Origin of the sequence: Acaryochloris marina S15 (genome assembly GCF_018336915.1) — a bacterium.
GTDB lineage: Bacteria > Cyanobacteriota > Cyanobacteriia > Thermosynechococcales > Thermosynechococcaceae > Acaryochloris > Acaryochloris marina_A.
This window is the reverse complement of the sequence record NZ_CP064927.1, coordinates 17,605-38,141: the sequence shown is the minus strand read 5'-3', so window position 1 is coordinate 38,141 and position 20,537 is coordinate 17,605. Positions and strand designations below refer to the sequence as shown.

Genomic DNA, 20,537 nt, shown 5'->3' with positions numbered 1-20,537 from the left:
CAAAACCACGATATTGTCAGCGGACCTGTTGGTGAACACATCCACGTCAGCCCTCGCCAATCCCGCCATCATTCCCATAGACCAAGCCAAGCCGTTCGCCAAGCCCAAAAGCTGGATACTGATGAAACAGATTAGAAGCCACTGCTAAAAATAGGTTTCTTCATCGTCTGCTTATCTGCTTTAGGAGCAGTGAGTTTCAAGCACCATTCCAATACCCCTGGAGCCAGACGATTTCCTAATACAGCGAGGTGACTTTGCCATCCCACCAAGATTTCAGGTGATTCCTTTCCGAGGCTATCGACAAAGACCTTCGCAACCTTTTCAGGAGTCATAGAAGCGACCCAGCGAAACCGCTGAGTATTATGTGTCATATCGGTTTCCGTTAAGGAAGGAAGAAGAGCAGTGACTTTAATGTTGTAAGGAGACAACTCACTGCGGAGGGCTTGGGTAAAGCCTAAGATCGCAAACTTCGTAGCAGAGTAGGTCGCCATAGTGGGCGCACCGATTTTACCCATGAGACTAGAAACATTAACAATACGTCCCTCTTTCTTACTCGCCATTCGTCGGGCGAGAAAATGAGTCATGGTGTAAATTCCCATGAGGTTCAGAGAGAGTTCTTCTTGCACCTTAGGTAGCTTAGTTTGCAAGAAAGGAGATTGATGAGCGACCCCAGCACAGTTCACCAATAAATGAATCGGTCCGTGCTGCTTCCAGGCATTCGCGATGGCAATATTGACCTCAACAGTTTGGGTCAAATCCAAAGGCAGAGCAATAGCTTCAGTGCCCATCACATCAATTTCATCAGCCACCATGAGCAATCTGTCTTGACTGCGGGCGACGAGAATAATTTTCTGCATCCCTTGTTTGGCTAATTCTTGAGCAATCGCTCGACCGATACCGCGTGAAGCTCCAGTAACGAGCGCAGTTTTCCCTTGTAATTTCATGGGATATCCTTCCTGAGAAGATCTAAAGATTAAGAGTGCAATGCTGGACAGTCCATCAAATCATCAGCCCCAAAGCTCATCCCCAGAACAGCGACAGGATGAGTCAGGCAAAGCTGGTATGAACGTAGACAAAAAGGGTTAGATAAGGAGAAAAAGCATCAGAAATGGAGAGCTATTTCTGAGAAAATTATTTACAAAAATATATATTTAAGAAAAGCAAGATAAAAAGTAATGCAAGGTGTGAATCAATTCTTGAAGAAATTGAAGCGAGAGCGAATTGTACTTACAGTCACATATTACATGGCTTTCAGGACCAAATTTAGAGATGTACAAACAATTGAGAATTCAATACACACAATCTAACAATTAAATCAATTAACTACAATATTTTTAACTTATTCTTACTCATTTAATATAAGTACATAATATTCTCAGTTTGTAAATAATCGATGCTCATGGGAACATCGGTCCTCTCACTCGCTTTGCAGCGACGTACCCATCTACAACACGAAATGTAGGACACATCAAACCTGAGAATATCTGTATCTGGCTGGTGATTCTGAGTAAGTCAATCTGTCACTCAAGAACCAGAGATAGTAGATCAGAGGGTCGAAAGGTATGGATCGCAGCAACTGGTTGGCAACATCACCCTCTAGACCTCAGTAATTGAGTGAAGGATTTCCAGTTACATCGTCTGACTATTTTGAATTACCCTACTGCCGACAAATCTCCATTTGCACCTTAAAGGCCATCTTGCCTATGTTCCCTGTGTAGCTCATCGGCCACACAGAAAATGCTTAAAACCGCGATATTGTCACTCGGGCTGTTGGCGATCACATCCACGCCAGTCTTGGCTAATCCCGCCACCGTCCCCATAGATCAAGCCTTCAAACAAACTCAAAAACTGGATGTCTCAGAAGTAGACCATCTCCTCGACTTCTCAGACACAAACTACCGAGTCATCAAAGCCTTTCCCAGCAACCCTCAACAGTTGCGGGCCTTAAGCCTGTCTCGCAACGATAACCAGCAACTCCTTCTCAAGTGGACCCCAAACGGCACAGCCAAGAAAGCCAGCGTCTTCCTACGGGTTATGGGACCAGGGGGAGAGCAAACCATTACCCTCCTAGTGAAACGATCTGGCAGGGAACCAGACAACATCCGAACAGCCTTTGTCCCCAGCCAAACCGTCTCCAACAATGCAGAGATCGGGGAAGTGGCGCACATCCCAACCCAACCAACCGTTGCACCCATCGCCACCCCACTCATTCGCCCCAACTGGAAAGCCCTAACTCCACCCCAAACCGCCCAGCCTGTTAAACCGCCCTCCACCCTGAGCCACCCGAAATCCCCACCCGTCCTCAAACTCAGGACAACCCCCAAACCCGTCCCCAGCATCGCCAAAGTATCCGCTACGGGTCGGACCCTCATCGACCGCTCGACCCTAGACAACAAAGCCTTAGCCAACTATCTGATCAGAGGGCTGCATCGGGCGAAGAATCAGCGGCAAATCAACCGCAATCATGACCACTACTGGTTCGCTCAATCCATGGCCCGCTACCTCAAACGGGATGTATCCATTGAAAAAGCCTTGCGCTGGTCCCGACTGCCTGAAAAGACCTTCAACGACCTCCTCGGTCACGGTGGCGTTAGTCCCTAAAAGTACTGCTGTTACAGCAAGTTTGCACCTCAAAGGTCATCTTGCCTATGTTTCTATCGTCCCCCACCGGAGATGGACTCACCATGCCTCCCCTATCCCTTCAAACCGCTCGGCACTATGCCCACAAACACGGACCCCAATGGTCATCCCCAGTTCTCCTCATCCTCCTCACCCTCAGCCCCGTCCTTCTCCCCCTGAACCTAGGCACCCAGATTGCATGGCTCGAAATCATGGCAATGGTCTGGTCCACCGCCCTCTTCCTTTACCTCTACCAACAACTCAATATTCAATCCAAACTGGGCCTCTACCTGTTCTTCTCAACCCTGATCGCCCTCACTCCATCCATGGTGAAAGCCCAAAACAACATCGGCAACGCCCCTGCAAGTGCCTGTGATTCCGGCTTCTTCCTCATTGGCCCCATGCTTGGAGCCATCGACACCTCCTTGGCCTGGTTCCTCGGCGGCGTCCTCGCCTACTCCCTCTGCGCCTTCATGATTGCCCTGATGATCGTCTTCTTCCTCGTCGTCATCGTCGGCCTGATTATGGCAGGGGCCGAATCCCACAACAGCAAACGCACCCTATTTGAAGTCCTCTCTCAATACATGAACGTGATCATCACCCTCATGGTGATCGCCTCCTTAGTCACCGTCTTTAACCTGCAGCTAACGTCCAGTGGCAACGCCGCTCCCGTCCCCGTGGGTGGGCAAAACGTCCCCCAAGGCAATACCACCGTCCCCAACTAGGAGACTGAGCAATGAACCAGACCGAACAAATCGAAAAAGAACTGCGCTACGGCATCGTCAACCCCTACATTGGCCCCACTCAATTCCAACTCCTGAGCGGGCAGCAGATCGTCACCCTCGCAGGCAGTGGCTGTATCTGCTTTATCCTCGGCTTTTCCATCGGCTGGTTTATGGCCGCATTCCTGTGGCTGGGTATCTTTGTCCTCACCGTCTTAGCCCTAGGCAAAGACTATTCCCGCATCTTCGCCCGCATGAGTAAACAGCGACGGTACTACAGTGACCGTCCCAATTATCAAGTCAAGGGAGGAGTCCCCCTGATGGTTAAAGAACACCCTGAACCCTTCAAACTGAGTCAACTGTTCCGTCAAAAGCCTCAGCAGAAAGCCTTAAAGAAAATTGAATCCGAATTTGACCTGAGAGCCTATGGAGAAATGCTCCTCGGTGAAGACATCGGCTTTTACCTCGTCCATCAAGACAAGCAGGACCGAGCCATGATCATCTTCGGCTTCACCCTCAAAGGCATCGACCCCACCCTCTCAGAACAAGACGCCATGGACAGGCTGCAAGCCACCGTCCAAGCCCTCCAGAAAATCCCTGGCATTGAACTCAAATTCTTCTGGGACGTAGAAGGATCCGCAGATCAAGTCCTTCTGCATCAGCATGATCTCATCACCCATTATGACCTCGACCCCCTAAGTGAAAAGCTGATCAAAAGTGAGGCCCAAGTCGCCGTTGATTTAGCCGCAGAAGGAAAGCTTGTCCATTCCGTCATCCGCGTCTATGCCAAATACAGATTGAGTTTGGCCGATGACTATGCCGTCAAAGAAGACCGCCTAGATAAACTCCTCGCCCATACCCAGCCCCTCGTCGGCACCTTCCAAGAGTATCTCAACCCCCAAACCGATGGCTTCAGCTCCAAACAAGCCTGGGAGAAAGTCTTAGACCGAGCCTATCAAGCCGGGTATATCCCCACCGTCCAAGCCCTCACCCAAATGGGCGTCAAACCCCAGCCCATGAGTAAACCGGATCTATGGGCCATCGACTGGGAAGACACCCACTCAGAAGCTGCTGACCCCTGCCCCCAGTCCATTACCTACAGTGAAGCGGGCCTCTTTCCCTTTAGTGAAGATCAGACCCTGCCCTATCACATCCTCGGAGAACTCTTCAGCCCCGAACGAGGCTTACCCGCCGTTCCCACCCCTTACCTCTACACCCTCTATCACCCCATCAAAGATCAGTGGGCTGCATTGGTCAAAATCAACCAGCTCAGCACCTACAACAAAATCGATAGCTTCCTCTCCATCGGCTATATGAAATTCCTCCTTCAATCCCTAGAAGGATTTCATGGCTATCGCCTGATCTCAGAAATCACCCAGATTGAACCCGAGTCCCGCCTCAAACTCGTCAACTCAGCCATCAAAGAACGCAACCGCAAAGCCATCGATGCCCAACTCCTCCACAGCACCCGCAACGTTCAGGCCGAAACCGATGTCAACGAACTCGTCGATGCCTCCCGAGAACTCAGCTCCGGTCGGTGGCCCCTCAAAGTCAGCCTCGGCATCTGGGTCTACCGCCAAGACAAAGCCAGCCTCACCGCTGCCGTCCAAGACCTGATTCGCCGACTGCCCACCAGCAAAACCGAGCAAGTCAGCAATCACCTGATGACCCACTGGATTTCCAGTCACCCCTTTCACTGGGAGAGCCTATTCTCCAAACCTCAACTGCGGCGAGAAGAATACCAATGCAATCAGGGCATCCCCCTGATGCCCTTAGTCCACCCCCAGCCAATAGATGATAAAGGCGTTCCCTTCGTCTCTCGCGGCGTTGCCATCCCCGTCTATCTCAACACCGCCCTCCAGAAAGCCCTCATCGCCATCTTTGGACCCATGGGAGTCGGCAAATCCGTTTTGATGAACCGGATGATCTTCGAGAACATCATCCACCGCATCTTTACCGTCGTCATTGATGTGCCCCCCGGTAACGGCAAGAGTACCTATCAACCCTTTATGAAGCAGCTTCAGGCCATTGGGGTTGCTGCGGCTTACTTCGACGTTAAAGCCCATATCATCAACGTCCTCGCTGAAATCGATACAAGCTGGGCAGGCGATCTCCTCTCCACTCAACTCCTCAAAAAAATCAAGCAAAACCACCTCAGTCTCCTGCGGGCCTTAGTCCTCGGAGACGACCTCGACCATCCCCTCTACAAAACCATCAAATCCGTCCTCGCCCTCAGCTACCAAGACTGGCGGGCCTTACCCGACATAGACCAACGCTACCGCATCGCCAAAGCCGCAGCCTTTGGGTCTGAGCCATCCCAACGAATGCCCATCCTCCAAGACTTCGTAGATTACTTTCCCCAGTGGGTAAGACAGTACAAACAAGACAAAGACTGTGAGGATCTAGAGCTGCAAGCCATTGCCATGATCCGCACCGAACTCGAAGCCGTCCTCACCACGGACCTGGGAGCCTCCATCAACGGCGTCAACACCTTTAACTTCGACCTGCAAACCCTCGTCATTGGCCTCACGGACCTGCAAGACCCCCAAGAGAGCGTCATCTATTCCATGGCCGCCATCAACCTCATGGAACTCCAGTCCTTCCGCTATCCCCGCTCCGCCATCTTTGGCGATGAAATCTCCACCACCTTTAAGTACCGCTCCATCTCCATCCGCTTCGCAGAAATCTGTACCAAAGGCCGTAAAGAAGCTAAGAACGTCGTCATCGCGGGCACCGAAGAGAACACCCTCGTCCAATCCGAAGGGGGCAGAGATATCCTCAACAACCTAGATGCCGTCTTCTATGGACATTGCAATCCCACCGCTGTTGAGAATGCATCGAAACATCTGCGCCTGAAGCCCGACATCCTCTCCAAATATGTCCGTCCTGAATATGCTCCCAACCTGGCGGAACTCTGTACCTCCTGGTATCTGCGCAAAGGCAACCAGCACTTTGAACTCCTGTTCTATACCTCAGCCCTAATGATTGCCCTGCTCTGCACCCAGCCCCAAGAAACCGCAGCCAGAGATAGAATCTTAGCCCTCTACCCTGACAACCCCCTCCAGGGCTATATCAAATTTGGGCATCTCCTGAAACGGGCTTACAAACTCAACCTGCCCCTGTCTCATATCGGAGTCTAAGCCATGCCTAAACCTCAAGCCCTAATCTTCTCCATCGCCATCGTCTTCTCTAGCCCCCAGCTCACTAAAGCCCAAGTCTTCTCTAATGCCACTGATGGATATAACTCCCAAGGTATCTATGAAGTCGATGATATCTACCAAGACGCCAAAGACACTAAACCCAGCTTCCTCAAAGACATCCTGTTGGGGGGCAACGACAAACGCCCCCTTCATCAAAGCACCCTAAAGCTCTATGACATCCTCGGCAAAGCCCAACAAGGATTGCAGACCTACAAGAACGTCAAAAAAGTCTATGACGGCATTACTGGAAAGAATGCCAGCAGCATTACCGATGGCGTCTTCAACATCCTCGAACAGTACGGCATCATCGACCCCCAGAAAGCCAACACAGCCTCTAATCGATCTACTCCCATCCTCATCGGTCAAGGTAATCAAGGCCCTGCCTACGCCACGGCTGGCTCTGTTGGAGTCTTAAAGCTCGACCCCCAAGAACCCTATGAATGGCGGGCCAAAGCCTTAAACGAAAACATCGTCTACAAAAACGCCATCCAGAAAACCGGGGACTTTATCTACTCCCCAGAATCCCAAGAGATCCTCAAAGTCCAAGATCAGGTGGCCGCTGATGCCAGAGATGCCGCCGCTGCCGCCGCTCAAGGAGGACTTGAATCCGTCCTTGCCTCTACCCAAGTCAAAGACCAGAGCATCTATGCCAGCACCGTCGTTGGTGAATATGGCACCTCAGCCCAAAGCTCCAAATCCACCCAAGCCGTCAACAAACTTGAGACAAAGCAAAACACCGAGATTGCCAACATCTTGGCGGGCAATGCCTTTCAACTCAATGCCGTCAACGAATCCATGGTGCGAAACACCTCAGCCCTAGGCAACATCGTCACCACCCAATCCATCCTCGTAGACAAGCAAACCGTCTCTCAATACCTCGATGCCGCTCAACTGCGCCAGCAAGGCCAAATCTTTACCACCCTCAATAACCAGCATGAATATGAAAAGCTCAAGGACATGTACCAGCACCTGGCCGCATCCGACACCAGTAACCTCCTACATTTCCCAGGCTTGGTGGAACCTCAGCCTCTGGCTGCAGCCCAAACGCAACCGTAGAATTGCCCTTGCCCTCCTCTTTGGCATCCTCATCGTTCTGCATATGGCGACCCATGCCCATGCCGACTTTGCCGAAGACCTGATTAGCGATCTCGAACCCTCTGCCGCCCATGACGGGTTTTGGGATGAACTGTGGCAAGCCACCTTTGACCGCTCTAAAGGATTAGACGGTCAAACCAACCGTATCGCCTTTGGAGCCGTTGGCACCGTCGTCCGGTGGGTCACCCTCTTTGCCCTCTTCGTCGTCCTCCTTCATTACGGCTCAGGCATGATGCAGGCTGGCCCTAGCATCACCAAAGGCACCGTCTTCAGCATCAAGAGCATTATCCCCGTCGTCGTTATCCTCGTCCTCTTAGCCAATAACTTTGCCGGGGTTCATGCCGTCGGCCTATTTATCAATCAGGTCCGCTTAGGCATCATAGGGGAAGCCTATGTTCAGACCGAATTCGCCACCACCTTCCGCAGTGCCATTAAAGATGCCTACCTAACGGAGAAATACCGAGAAAGTATCGCCTTCCGCACCAAGCAATGCAACCTGATTGAAACCCCCATTACCACCATCCCCTCCCTAGAAGAACCCACCAACCCCGATACCCCCCTGACGGATGAACAGCGTCAGTACTACAAAAAGCTTCAGTGCATTCAGTCCATGACCGCCTATATCCAAAGCCTGCAAGAAGAAGTTGCGGCTGAATGTGAAAAGGGCTGTGTGGGGACCAATATTGCCGTCGCCACGGACCTCAAAAAGTATGGCGTGGATGGCCTACCCGGTTTCGTAACCGAGAACCTAGATACCTTCGTCATCCCCCTGCAAAAAATGGGAGAACTGGCCTCAGATGCCGCCAAGCATGGTTCCCAAGAAACCTATCGCCTGATCTTCCGAGCCATCCAATGGGTGTGGACCACCTTTTTGAACATGGGGTTTTACCTAACCGCCGTCGCTGCCCCCATTACCTATGCCATTTCCCTGATGCCCACCAAGCGACACTTTCTGTTTGATCTAAATCTGTTCGCCTTGATGATGTTTTCCCTAGCCGAATTTGGCAATATCCTCTGCATCGGCATCGTCGCCTTGATGCTGCAAAAACCAACCTTGGTTGAGCTGGGGGGATATATCTTTCCCTTGACCTATGGCCTCCTCGCTCCCCTCGTCTCTGCCTCTATGTTCTATGGCGGGTTCAAAGCAGCGTCCAGCTTTAGAGGGGGAGCATTAGGAATGGCGGGTGCGGCTGGAGGGATTGCCGGGGGCATTGCCAGCTCGGCCATGATTGCCTCTCGTAACCGTAGAGAGCAAGCCTATTAAGCCGATTTGCATCTCAAAAGCCATCTTGCCTATGTTCATTACAACCAAGATTAAAGGGAGAAAATCATGCCCTTGTACCAAACCATCGCCGTTATCTTTATCGTCTTTGCCCTGATGTTGATCACTCTCAACGGGGGCTTTGCCGATCTGACTCCCTTATCTGGGGTAATGGCCTGCATCGTCCTCACCCTGTTTGCAGGCTACCACCGCATCTTTGCTGGGGCAGAGCAGCTATCCGGGTTGGACTCCTTTTTCACCTTGGGCTGTGGACTCATATTTTGCCAGCTCTTTGTCCCCGACTTTCGCTTTTGGTGGTCAGACTTCCGATTTATCTATGGGATGACCGTGCTGTTCTATTTCGCCTTCTGCTGGACCTTTGACCATTTCATCTTTGTCTGGTTCTTCCTGTCGGGATTGACCCTGTTCTTTCTATTGGTGCAATTCCTACTGGGGGTAACGACCTCTGGAGGTGATGGAAGAAGCACGAGAGACCTGGACGATATTTATTCCGAGTTTGATTATTCGATCTACGACGAGTGGTAACTGCCAATGACTAAGAAACTCTCTCGATTCCTTCCCCTCCTGGTAGTTTCAGCTCTCTTGCTGAATATCCTCGTGTGCTTCTCCTGGTTTACCCAAGGAGCCAGAGCCCAAGCCCCCTCTCAGGTGTATATCCAGACTGACTCCGGGTTAGTCGTCAAAGGTCAGCCCGTAGATCCCTTCTATCGCAGTGATGATGTGGTCCTGAGATTTGCCCAAGAATTTGTCTCCGTCGCCTATACCTGGCCCATGAATGGTGAAGGCCACCGTGAAGGCAAGGTGATCTATCCCCTGCCCATGTATACCCAAGCCTTCAAGATCCATCCTGATATCCGGGCCGAGTGGTTGGGGCGTCAGCACATCGCCTATGCCAAAGCCAAAGACCCCTTCACCAACTATGTGGGCAAATCCCACCATACAAAGACCACCCTCACGGGAGCCAAGATTGAGCGCATAGATCCAGAAGCCCATGAATGGGATATCAGACTATACGCCACCCAATACCGCTTTGATGGTCAAAACAACCTGATCTATAACCCCGTTAAAATCAACAAAATCTTGACCTTGAGAGCCGTCCAAGGTTTTAGACCCAACTGGCAAATTGCCGATACAGAGCTGGGCCGCATGATTGATGATGCCCTCCATGCAGAGCTATTGATTACCAACATTGTGGACCTGCCCACCTAGAACAACCCAGAGAACAGAGACAAGGAGCGAGACATGCCGACAGATAAACGCCAGGTCGAGGAAGCCAAAGCCACATTGTTGGAAGACCCGGAACTCAATGAACTCTTAGAAGAGAACAAGGTGGCTGAGGGTCGTCCCATCAACGATCTAGAGAAAATGGTGGATCCAGGGGATAAGGTCAAACATCCCTACTATCTGCAGCCCTGGTTTAGGATTGGTTTCATCGCCGTCCCTCTGCTTATCACTGGGTTCGTGGGCTATAAGCTATGGGGACCGAAGCCCCAGGTGGTGATGGCCTTGGGAGATAAGGATAAGCAGATTATCAGCCTGACGGAAAAGCTTCAGCAGTCTGAACTGGAGAAAGCCCAGCTTGCCCAAGACAACATGGGATTAACTCAAGCCGCAGACTTAGAGCCGTTTGATCAACGACAAAAGCGGCTCAAGCAGCAGGCCCAAAAGCAGAAAGCCCTGAAAGCCCAGCAGGCTGGACAGAAAAAACCCTTGCAGGTAGGGGGTAAGCCCGTCCAGCCAAAAAATACCGTCAGGGTTCCTCGTCGGCTCTATGGCAACTCGACTCCAAAACGCACCTATACTCCAGCAAAGCCCAGCCCTTCCTTGCTTGCCAAGTCTAAGCCTAGCGGCCCCTCCTTGAATGAATGTGTGGGCTATGTGGAGCGGAGTATGAACGTTCCAGGCTGTAACCGCTATCAGATCAGTCAAAAGCCTCAGTCATCCTCCCAAACATCCTCGATAGGCAAAATCCCGAAAGTCACCCGTCCCACCTATACCCCTCGGCCCCAGGCTAAACCCGTCAAGCTAGCCTTTGCCAATAGGAGTAAAGCTAAACCTCAGACAAAAGTAAAGCCTGACTATCAGGTCAACTTTATGGCGGGTGAGATTCAAACGGTGGATCAGTTTGAGTCTGAGTTCTATGGTTCAGGCCAGGGTGCAGCACCACCGACCCGGACCTCCATGAAGGCCAAGGTAATTGATCATGTGGAATGGTTATCCCCTCAAGAGGCTCAACAGGTGGTCATTCCTTTGAAAATCACCAGTGGACCTCATAAAGGTCAGATGGCTGAGGCCAAGATTCAAAAGATGAATGGCTTGCAGTTCACGGCTCATGTGGTCAGTATCAATGGTCAAGAGATTGAGCCAGGGACGATGGAGGTCAGACGCAAGAATACTAAGTACCTGAGAGCGCAACTGAAGCGCCAGGGAGGAGAATCTTTCGGGGATAGAGTGATGGGGACAGTGGCTGCAATTGGGGGAGAGATCGCCACGGACCAGTTAGCGGATGTGCGGGGAGGGAATCACATTTCCCGGCTTGTATCCAATCCCCAACGACAGCGAGGCGGGCAAGAGATCACCCAGTACTGGCGGTTTGATGGTGAGGTTGAGATTGTGCCGATTGGCTGATTTCATCAATTTTGCATTCTACTTGATTATTCAACAGCTAAATTCCAAGAATTACGATGAAGACAGTTCTATAGAACATATTACTGTCTTCATCGTGATTGAACAGACTGACACAAATTGAATAAAAACCGTACACTAAAAAATTTACATGAGATAGAAACCAAATCTATCTTCAAATCTACTAGCGACAGTATTTTTATATTCGTGCCTTAATTTGTTAGATACCTAATGATGCGGAATTTTAAGGATTGTTGAGTATGCCTACTATTTCTTGAGATAATGGCTTAGTAAAATCAGGGTCACTCCAATATTCATTGTGACTGAATGGGGTGAAAGCTGAAACAATATTTCCAGCATTAATCTCTATATCTTTTACTAGCTTGTCATAGTCATTAGATAAAGGTTGGAGAGGCCAACCTAGAACATCATCTCGATCATAATAATTTTTCCATTGGAATTGAGGATGCATCACTGCTCCATTAAACGCTGAAATTTTATCAAATCCAGCTACAAATAGGGGGATATTACATCCTGTTGTATAGAGAGATCTCATCGTTTTCAATTGCAGAAACTCTTTTTCATCAGCACTAGGATTTAGTGAATCTGGTGTACCATTCTTCCAAATACCATTTCCTCCAGTTTGGGAATCCCAAATGTAGTTAGAAATTACCTGCCCACCCAGTGATTGAGCAATTACAATTACAGGACGGTCTTTATCAATTAATTGACTTTTTGTTTTACGTAAGCTTTCTGCAATAATTTTTTGAGTTTGTTTATAAACACTATTATCTGCATCAGCTTTATGCTCTAGGCTGGAGGCATCTGCGAGTCCAAATAGCATGAACTTCCTCAGTAAAGACCACCGAAGTTTTTCAGTAGATAACAGTTGCATGTTATTCCAGACGCGCCGTTCATTATTTTGAAGAATTCCCTGATAATATACTGATTCAAAGTGAATTTTTTTCCAAAGTTCTCCACCAACTTGTTGGCTTAATATTTGTTCTAGCTCATCTGAGAAATCAATAGGTGTATCCCCCATTCCGTGAATTGCAATCAATCCTAGCTCTTTCGACATATTGATTTCCTTGCTTGAATTAGTCTTTTAATGAACATTTAGTAGAAAGTCCATGCCTCAGATATTGCAAGTCTAAAAGGATTAGCTCGAAATTATCTGTGCAGGATTTGATGAATCCACAGACTGTCCTACTAGACATCACTTATTCGCAAAAAAAATATGCAACTTCTCAAAATGGATAGCGTAATCTCACCCCTGACGGATGTGATGCAAGCTAAAGCGACTTGTAAGCTCACTGCTTGGGTAGTCAGCCTAAGCCTAAATCGGAGTCAATTGCGCCAATTCGTCCTGAATAAACCCTCTATGTCCAAGCACTATCAGAGCTAGTTCATGCCACAAACCGCTTAATCGATTACTCTACGACAAAAATTCTCGGTTCAGTACTTCGACTCAATTTCCATCTTGGAACTGCTTAATTTCTGTCATCATCTCGGCAAATTGGGGATTTGCGTCCTTTATGATCTGCCCCTCATTATTCGCAATAGTATCTTCGAGGACAAGGCTAGCATGGGAAATTTCTAGATCCTTGTGAAAGATATAGGGGTGGAATAGAGTCGGATCTGACACAGATTGTAGCTCTCTAATCCCTTCTAAGCTAGCCGTAGTGTCAGACTCGGAGTGGGCAGCAAAGACCCGCTTTGCAAACCGTGCTTTATGACTAAATCCCTTCAGTAGAATATCGGTTTCCTTAATCAGCCTCGCGAGTTCTTGAGCCCCATCTAGATCAACATGGCTATATCCATAGGGATTGTCTCCAACTAAGGGAGGGGCATTTCTATTCAGAATAGGTTTCAGTAGATCAGGCCAAAAGGTTCTCAGTACACGTTCTTTTACTTCACCTATAAGTCCAAGCCGACCACCCGCCAGATCAAGTGCTGCAGAAAATAGGTATAGTGCGCCGTCAATCCTTGGGCTAGTTGCTGCCATATAAAAGCCCAGGGCACCACCCGTCGATAAGCCTCCGATGGAAACTTTCTCGGCATTGTCTTCGGCCACATTGATGGCAAATCTAACGTTCGCTTTCCACTCTTCTAGCTCTACTCCTTCCATCTCTTTGGGATCCTTCAAACCATGAAAATGCAGAAGCGGCAAGTAGACGTTGTACCCCAGTTTTTGATAGAAATACTCCCCAATCGCGCTCATAAAATAGGGAGAGTCAGACAATCCATGAACCAACACAATCGCTTTATCGGTGGGTTCAACTTGCTCAAAGATCAAGGGATGACAGCCATCCCTCACTAAATCACGGCTGAAGTAAGCTTCAAATTTTTCATAATAATCATCCCAGATCTGACCAGATATGCCTTCAATACTCTTTGCCATCGTGATTCCTCATTAGCTAGAGAACAATAAATTGATTAATGGACTTGACATCACTTTGCTCAGGGGCCAGATTGGGTTGTTTGGAACCCCTATGGGGAGCGGTTAAGATGATGGGCAAATTTCCCCTCAGGCTTAAAATCTGGTTTTCATCAACGTATTGAAGATATCTCAATCGATTCATCTTCTAAATACACGCATCTATCCCTAGATTTTCCTTGTCAGCTTGGCCTTATAAGGGGTATTGCTCTTGTCACTGGTAATCTGGGCAAAAATTATTTATTCCTAGAGATTTATCGGCTTCATACCTTTCTTTTACGCAAAGCGAATCAAATTTCTAGGAGGGGAAGTAAATAATGACTTCTGAAAGAGGTAAAGTGCTTGTCAATCAATCCGATTGGCAAAGTAACATTTTAAGCTATGTAAACAACAGCCCCAACCCCTGATTTACCAACAAATTTGCACCTCACAGGCCATTCTTCCTATGTTTCCTTAGTAGCCCATCTACAGAGGATTCTTGTTTGTGACATCACAGGTTTGCGCTTTGCCACTGCTGAACAAAACTAGGAAAGTCAGAATATTGTTTCTGAGCAGTAGAGACAATAGAGCCACCCTTTGTAGGACACTCGACATTTAAAGTAGCAGTAAGCCAATCTCGTAACAGTTGAGCAGTGTCCCACTCCGATGATTCTTGGGTGAGATCATCCCACTCTAATTCGTTGTATCCACAGCCCAATAGACGGCAGAATTCTAGTGAATTTACTGCAAGAACAAGCAGTTCTCCCTCAGATCCTAGAACGATGACTGGGGCAGATTCAGCATCTTGAGTCCCCCGAAGCCAAAGAGCATAAACAGATCCCGTAGAGCCACGACCGAAGACGGCAAACTGATGCTGCATCGTCTCGTCGTTTGGAAACCAAGCTGCCATGTCATCATCGCCAATCGTACTGATTTCGAAGCAGCCACTGATCGGGTAACCGTGCTTGTCCAAGAAGTTGCATAAGCAGCGAATTGGCCTTGGCATCGAAACACCGGGCGGGAATTTGGCTTCAACTTTTTCAACAAGCATGATCAATAGGAACGTAACGCAGTAATGGCGGTTTGGTAGTGAGGTTGTATTGGCGCTAGTGAGTTGACCGGCCTAAACTAAAGAGTTTGTCTACTCTTCGACTTATTCTAAGATTATGCATTCTTCTCCCTCCCAACATATGACATGGGAGGGATTTTATTACTAGTTCTATATCAAAGCAATTAAATGTCAATTGGGTTGAAAATCTTTTGTTAGTGCTATTCATATATTGCCAAAGATATTCATGTGATCAAAATAATTTCAAGTATCCATATTTAGGTAATTACTGTTTGGATATTTTGAAAATGTAAATTTTTTATTCAATAGACATAAATTTAGGGAAGTAATCAGAAATATAAATAGAAAACTCAATAAGTTAGTTTTCCCAACACACGCTTTATATAAATGAAAATTATGAATGTAGGAATACCATTTGGCCCTATTGAAATTCTGATTGCTCCTCCTATGGATCTCAATAGGTCAACAACTCCAGAACCATTTAGTACGTTACCGTTGAGATTACGAACAAATGATAGCTTAGGCTTATTTGGGGTACGGAGAGCAAGTCTATCTGATGGTGGATTAGCACGTATACATGAAGGTGTAGATTTGCTGGCAGATGAAGGTGAACCCGTATTTGCAGTTGCAGATGGTAGAGTCATTTTGATAAATGATATCCCTGGTGGAACCATTATTGCAATTCAGCATGACCCTTTAGCCTCCGGGATAATTAGTCGATATCTTCATCTAAGAAACCCACTGGTTAATATTAATCAAACTGTTGTGGCTGGTGAACAAATTGCAGAAGTTGGGCCATTAGATGCTCCTGAACATCTTCATTTTGAGATGAGATGGCTTCCAGAGATGGTGGTGCCACTTCTTGGTAATTCTGAAAATTCATATCCTCTTGATCCAACGCGAGCACTATACAATTTAGAGAAAAATCGATTTCCTAATAACCAGGACACAAGAAGAGTTGGAGATCGTACTCAAATCCGGTCCATTAGCGAAATTGTTAGAGACCGGATGCTCCACTTTGTCAGAGTGCGAACAGAAGGTTCAACGGAGGATGTGTACCTGCCCATTTTTCAGCCTTCTCCCGATGAAGAAAGTCTTCTTGAAATGCTTCGCATGGCTTTTAGTAATCAACATGATGTCAGATTGGTGTGGAGAGATTCTTTGTTCTTCAGTGACATTCAATCGACTGATGATTTTGTGAATGTGCTCGTGGAAGTCCAAGTATTTGGCTAAATCGATTCACTGTTCTCTATCAGGATTAATGGTGGGTCATTTCCCAATCTTGATAGAAAGATGTAGTCTATCAACCCCTGATATACCAACAAATTTGCACCTCAAAGGCCATCCTGCCTATGTTTCCTCTGTAGCCCATCTACAGGGGATTTCTGTTAGTGACCCTCAATGTTCTCAAGCGATGTCCTACCCTCATCGCCTCCATCGTGATCGCAGCCTCCCAGACCCTTCCCGTCTGGAGTCAAGCCCAGCCAGTCGGGTACTATCCCGCCCCAGAACTCGCCAACGTTCCTGGGCTAATCTACGATCCACCCCCTGAAGCCCAAGGGGTTTCCTTCTCCCATCTCCCCGGTGCCAACTCTCCCGGTTGGGTCGTCGTCGATGACCCTAACCTCAACTATGATCCCAACCGAGCTTGGCCCGCAGGAGCCACCCCAGACAAAATCATCAAATTTGGAGACTTAAAGCAAAACCCTCAGTTTGCAGGCTTCACTAAACACAGTCTTAGAGACTTTAACAATGCTATTGGTACTGATATCGGAGGAGTGCCCATCAGCCAGATTGAACTAGTCAATGGCCTTAACCTTGAACAGGTCAAAGACATTTACAACAACGGCGATATCAAACTCAAAGACTCCGCTCCCCTATTCCAAGCCGTCGTTGGAGTCGTCCTCGACCCCACAGGTGCCCAGAAACAGCTTCAACGCAATGCCCTGAGTACAGGCAAGAAAGTCCTGATCAACGAACTGAACAAGAATCCCGCCCTCAAAGATATTCCCTTTGAAGACCTCCTAGATGGCGACTGGAAAGGGGCCATCAAAGAAGGCGAACAAGTCTTACTTCGAGAGATTGGCAATGACCTTCCCCCAGAGCTGCACCGATTACCCGTTGGCTCTCTCACCATCGAAGTCATCGAAGGCAACTGGGAATCCGCACGGCAACGCGCCCAAGCCTATGCCATTGATGAAATCCAAAACTTCACCCTCAACGAAGTCATCAAAGAATTCCCCGAACTCAAGCAAGTGCCCATCGGTGGCATCGTCCATATTGCCAATCAGCCCTTAGACCAAGCCTTACCCCAACTCGCAGACCTGGCCCTAGAGCGATTCCCCGGCATAGAAGACAAGATCCTAAGCTCCGTCCCTGGCCTCGGTGATACCGCCCTTGGCTCCATCGTCGCCCCGATCATCTTCAATATCCTTGCCGGGGATATCTTTGGTCGGTTCGATATCGCCCATAGTGGTCAAGATGGAGCAGAAGAACATTATGGAAGACCCATCAGTGGCGGCACCCCTGACGGAAAATTCAAACCAGAGCATGGCATCAAGAGTGCCACTAGCAGAAGCAAGCGACCCAAAAGAGGGTTTCCCCGGTTTGAGATGGCACCCCTAGAACCAGGGACCACCATTCTCGGTGATCCACTTCTGGGAAAAGAGTGGATGAGTCGAGATCAGGAAGTCCCCGGATGCAAAGGCTTTCTCTGCCTGTTTGGCAATAAGGAACGAGCAGGCATTAAGCCCTTTGGCAATGGCTCCCTCACCAAATTCAGCCTGGGAAATATCACCGAATACGATGATAAACCCGCAGAAGCTCGGCTATGGGTAGACTTTCAGATCTGCGTCACCATCCTATTTGAGAAGCACTGCACCGCTCATATCTTCAGCTTCAAAACCCCGTGGAAAGTCAAAGTCGGGGGCATCTTCCCGATCCTGGCTCGGCGTAAAGTCCAAGACTACTTTCCAGGGATTAACGAGAAAGCGAGAACCATTAACTTCTGCCAAGCCCCTGACTTCTTAGGGGGGAATACCGCAGCCAAGAGTAGTCCTCCACCGGATAATCAATCTCTCTATGGTCACTTAGCCTATGCAGAGACGACCGGACAGCTTCAAAACGTGACCTCCGTCGATGGCGTTCAGGAAACCCTAGCCCCAGAAGCCGCCCAAGCCTTTGAGCAACTGAGAGCAGATGCGGCTGCTCAGGGATTAGATATTAAAGCAGTCTCAGGCTTCCGATCCGTGTCTCATCAGCAGGCTAATTGGGATAGAAAGTTGGCGAACCAATCTGCTGAAGAAGTTGCCAAGTCAGTTGCTCCACCTGGATATAGTGAGCACCACACGGGTCTAGCGGTGGATGTAGGCAACAACCAGAATGCCAGCCTGAATGAGTCTTGGGCACAGACACCTGAATATGCCTGGATGCAAGCCAATGCCGGGAAGTACGGGTTTGAGTTGTCATTTCCCCAGGGGAATAGCCAAGGCGTTATATTTGAGCCTTGGCACTGGCGGTTTGTAGGGACCAGTCAGGCGCAACAGACCTTTGCGAATGCGGCTGGGAGTCAGAATCAAGGTACTACTGCGTCATCCAATGGCGTCCTTCAACCGATTGATGGCTCAAGTGGTGCCCCACAATTGACGGGTATACCGGGTCAACCAGGGGCTGTGAGCAGCCAACAAGGAAGCACAGCTTCAACCCCATCTGATCCTCAACATAATCTCAGACAGTATCTCGCCCGCATTGCCTTGGGTGAATCGTCGGGGGGGACGGATATTGACGCCCATCCTGATACCGGAGCGTATGGGGAATATCAGTTTATTCCTGAGACACGAAAGACGATATTGGATCGGTATGGGGTAGATGCCTGGTCAACGAATAAAGCCGAACGCGATCAGGCGGCAGTGGCCTTGATTCAGGACTTCTCGGGTCAAATAGGGACCGATATCATGGGCCTGATTGAGGCTGGTGACTTTGCCACCGCTGATCTACTGCTAGGTCGGCCCGTTCCTGGGAAAACCAAATACGGCCAGTTTACGAGCCTGCCGGGGGGAGCTGAACAGCATGACATATGGAAAGACCCGGCAATCTTGGCTCAATATGGTCCGAATGGGGATGCAGGGCAGAACCCATTGTTGGCTGCGATCAATACGAATGCACAGCGGTGTAATCCTGCGTTGTTGGCAAGTGCAGGCAATATAGACAGCAGTAATTTTGTGCCTGGATCTGGCGTTGCATCCGGTCGGCTGTCGGACCCATTAGCCAAGCATGATTATCTCCTAAGCAGTAATTATGGGCCACGGATTCACCCCAAGAACGGGGGCAATAGCTTCCACAGTGGGATTGACTTAGCCCACTATGCCGGGACACCCTTCGCGGCTGCAGACGGAGGGACGGTTGTCGAGAGCTTTTATAATGGTAATTACGGAAACTGGATCTTAATTGACCACGGCAACGGGCTGGCGACTTGGTATGCTCACAATAAAGTCAACTACGTAAAAGCAGGTGATACGGTGAGTCCAGGGCAGCTCATTGGCGAAGTGGGCAGCACTGGATTATCCACCGGCCCCCATATTGACCTTGGCGTGATTGAGGGATATGTTACCGGTGATCGCGACTCTGGCACCGTCGTCAACCCTCGGAAGCATATCAACCTCCCAGCCCTTAAGACTTACAACGTTCCACGGTAATCACAATGAAAAAACTCTTTGCAACTCTACTTTTGTTTGGCCTTAGCTCAGCCCTACCCGCTAAGGCCAGTCCCGCAGCGGAGGCTTGCATCAACTCGCTTTTTAAGCGGTCTGAGGATGCACCGGAAAGCGCTTCTTTGCTGGTGACCGTCGATCATGCGGGCAGTCAATACCACGCCATAAAACAGACATTCGTTGCACCTCGCCCGGACATGGAAGCTGATGGTATGGTTTACATCAGAACGGATGCGAGCGGGGGCTGTGAAAAGCTTCTGACTTATCAAATGGGATCTTTCCCTGACGAGCGCGTATACAACGAAAAGCTAGGCCCCGAGGTTAACCGGAAGATAACAGAAGCTTTCAAGCAGCAACGTTAATTTTAAAAAACCTTGGTGAGGCATCAGGGGTTTTTTTTAATACCACCGATAGGCCAAATATGTGTCGCGTAGATACTACCTCGGCTTATGTCAAAACATATCGAACAGCCAGCGTCACCCCCACCTAAGCCTGTGCAACCCAGGCAGTCTTTTTGGTCTATCCAAACCATTGTGATCATGGGCGCGATAATGCTGGCGTTTTTGGTTTTTAATGCAACTACAGCCTCAAAGTCTAAAACCAAAATCCCCAAAGGGATGCCAGATACACTGGTTACCACCAATGATCAAGATTTATGTAAGTTGGTCTTCATAGACCTTTCTGGCCTTCTACCAACTCTCCAAGACTACTAAAAAGTTCTGGGTAAAGAAATTACCGATAAATTCATCCAAGCCTTCCGTAATCAATAGAATTTGCACCCCACCATACAATCTGCCTAT

The 20,537-nt window shown here is 48.9% G+C and carries 15 protein-coding genes; 11 read left to right on the top strand and 4 right to left on the bottom strand.

Going from position 1 to position 20,537, the window contains the following annotated elements:
* Positions 1-131: 131 nt before the first annotated feature.
* The gene (locus I1H34_RS31070) at positions 132-944 is read right to left on the bottom strand and encodes an SDR family NAD(P)-dependent oxidoreductase (RefSeq protein ID WP_212667159.1); all 813 of its coding nucleotides are present in this window, start codon (positions 942-944) and stop codon (positions 132-134) included.
* Between the two features lie 793 nt (positions 945-1,737).
* On the opposite strand from I1H34_RS31070, the gene I1H34_RS31065 reads away from it, so the two are divergent.
* The 8 genes from I1H34_RS31065 (at position 1,738) to I1H34_RS31030 (ending at position 11,546) form a co-directional block, all read left to right on the top strand.
* Positions 1,738-2,601 carry a hypothetical protein gene (locus tag I1H34_RS31065; RefSeq protein WP_212667158.1) on the top strand — a complete coding sequence of 288 codons (864 nt, stop codon included), beginning with the start codon at positions 1,738-1,740 and terminating at the stop codon, positions 2,599-2,601.
* Positions 2,602-2,648: 47 nt separating this feature from the next.
* Positions 2,649-3,344 (top strand): hypothetical protein, encoded by a 696-nt coding sequence (locus tag I1H34_RS31060; RefSeq protein WP_249370339.1) that lies wholly within the window; start codon positions 2,649-2,651, stop codon positions 3,342-3,344.
* 11 nt (positions 3,345-3,355) lie between these two features.
* Entirely contained in the window at positions 3,356-6,481 is a 3,126-nt protein-coding gene (locus I1H34_RS31055) for a hypothetical protein (protein ID WP_212667157.1), read from the top strand.
* Between the two features lie 3 nt (positions 6,482-6,484).
* Entirely contained in the window at positions 6,485-7,597 is a 1,113-nt protein-coding gene (locus tag I1H34_RS31050; protein ID WP_212667156.1) for a hypothetical protein, read from the top strand.
* Positions 7,482-8,900: a hypothetical protein gene (locus I1H34_RS31045; RefSeq protein WP_249370359.1), complete on the top strand. Its 1,419-nt coding sequence runs from the start codon at positions 7,482-7,484 to the stop codon at positions 8,898-8,900. Before I1H34_RS31050 ends, I1H34_RS31045 begins: the two co-directional genes overlap by 116 nt.
* A gap of 66 nt (positions 8,901-8,966) precedes the next feature.
* Positions 8,967-9,443 (top strand): hypothetical protein, encoded by a 477-nt coding sequence (locus I1H34_RS31040; RefSeq protein ID WP_212667155.1) that lies wholly within the window; start codon positions 8,967-8,969, stop codon positions 9,441-9,443.
* Positions 9,444-9,449: 6 nt separating this feature from the next.
* Positions 9,450-10,127 carry a hypothetical protein gene (locus tag I1H34_RS31035; protein ID WP_212667154.1) on the top strand — a complete coding sequence of 226 codons (678 nt, stop codon included), beginning with the start codon at positions 9,450-9,452 and terminating at the stop codon, positions 10,125-10,127.
* Positions 10,128-10,160: 33 nt separating this feature from the next.
* Positions 10,161-11,546 carry a hypothetical protein gene (locus I1H34_RS31030; RefSeq protein WP_212667153.1) on the top strand — a complete coding sequence of 462 codons (1,386 nt, stop codon included), beginning with the start codon at positions 10,161-10,163 and terminating at the stop codon, positions 11,544-11,546.
* Between the two features lie 241 nt (positions 11,547-11,787).
* Here the strand turns inward: I1H34_RS31030 and I1H34_RS31025 are convergent, their stop codons facing one another.
* From I1H34_RS31025 to I1H34_RS31015, 3 genes are all read right to left on the bottom strand, one after another.
* The gene (locus tag I1H34_RS31025; RefSeq protein WP_212667152.1) at positions 11,788-12,621 is read right to left on the bottom strand and encodes a hypothetical protein; all 834 of its coding nucleotides are present in this window, start codon (positions 12,619-12,621) and stop codon (positions 11,788-11,790) included.
* Between the two features lie 390 nt (positions 12,622-13,011).
* A complete protein-coding gene (locus I1H34_RS31020) occupies positions 13,012-13,944 on the bottom strand; it encodes an alpha/beta hydrolase (RefSeq protein ID WP_212667151.1) in 933 nt (310 codons plus the stop codon).
* 526 nt (positions 13,945-14,470) lie between these two features.
* Positions 14,471-15,010 (bottom strand): hypothetical protein, encoded by a 540-nt coding sequence (locus tag I1H34_RS31015; protein WP_212667150.1) that lies wholly within the window; start codon positions 15,008-15,010, stop codon positions 14,471-14,473.
* Positions 15,011-15,415: 405 nt separating this feature from the next.
* Here I1H34_RS31015 and I1H34_RS31010 point away from each other — a divergent pair, with 405 nt between their 5' ends.
* From I1H34_RS31010 to I1H34_RS30995, 3 genes are all read left to right on the top strand, one after another.
* Entirely contained in the window at positions 15,416-16,261 is an 846-nt protein-coding gene (locus I1H34_RS31010; protein WP_212667149.1) for a M23 family metallopeptidase, read from the top strand.
* Between the two features lie 158 nt (positions 16,262-16,419).
* A complete protein-coding gene (locus I1H34_RS31005; RefSeq protein WP_249370338.1) occupies positions 16,420-19,722 on the top strand; it encodes a D-alanyl-D-alanine carboxypeptidase family protein in 3,303 nt (1,100 codons plus the stop codon).
* A 5-nt stretch (positions 19,723-19,727) separates the two neighbouring features.
* Positions 19,728-20,099: a hypothetical protein gene (locus tag I1H34_RS30995; protein WP_212667148.1), complete on the top strand. Its 372-nt coding sequence runs from the start codon at positions 19,728-19,730 to the stop codon at positions 20,097-20,099.
* Positions 20,100-20,537: the final 438 nt, after the last annotated feature.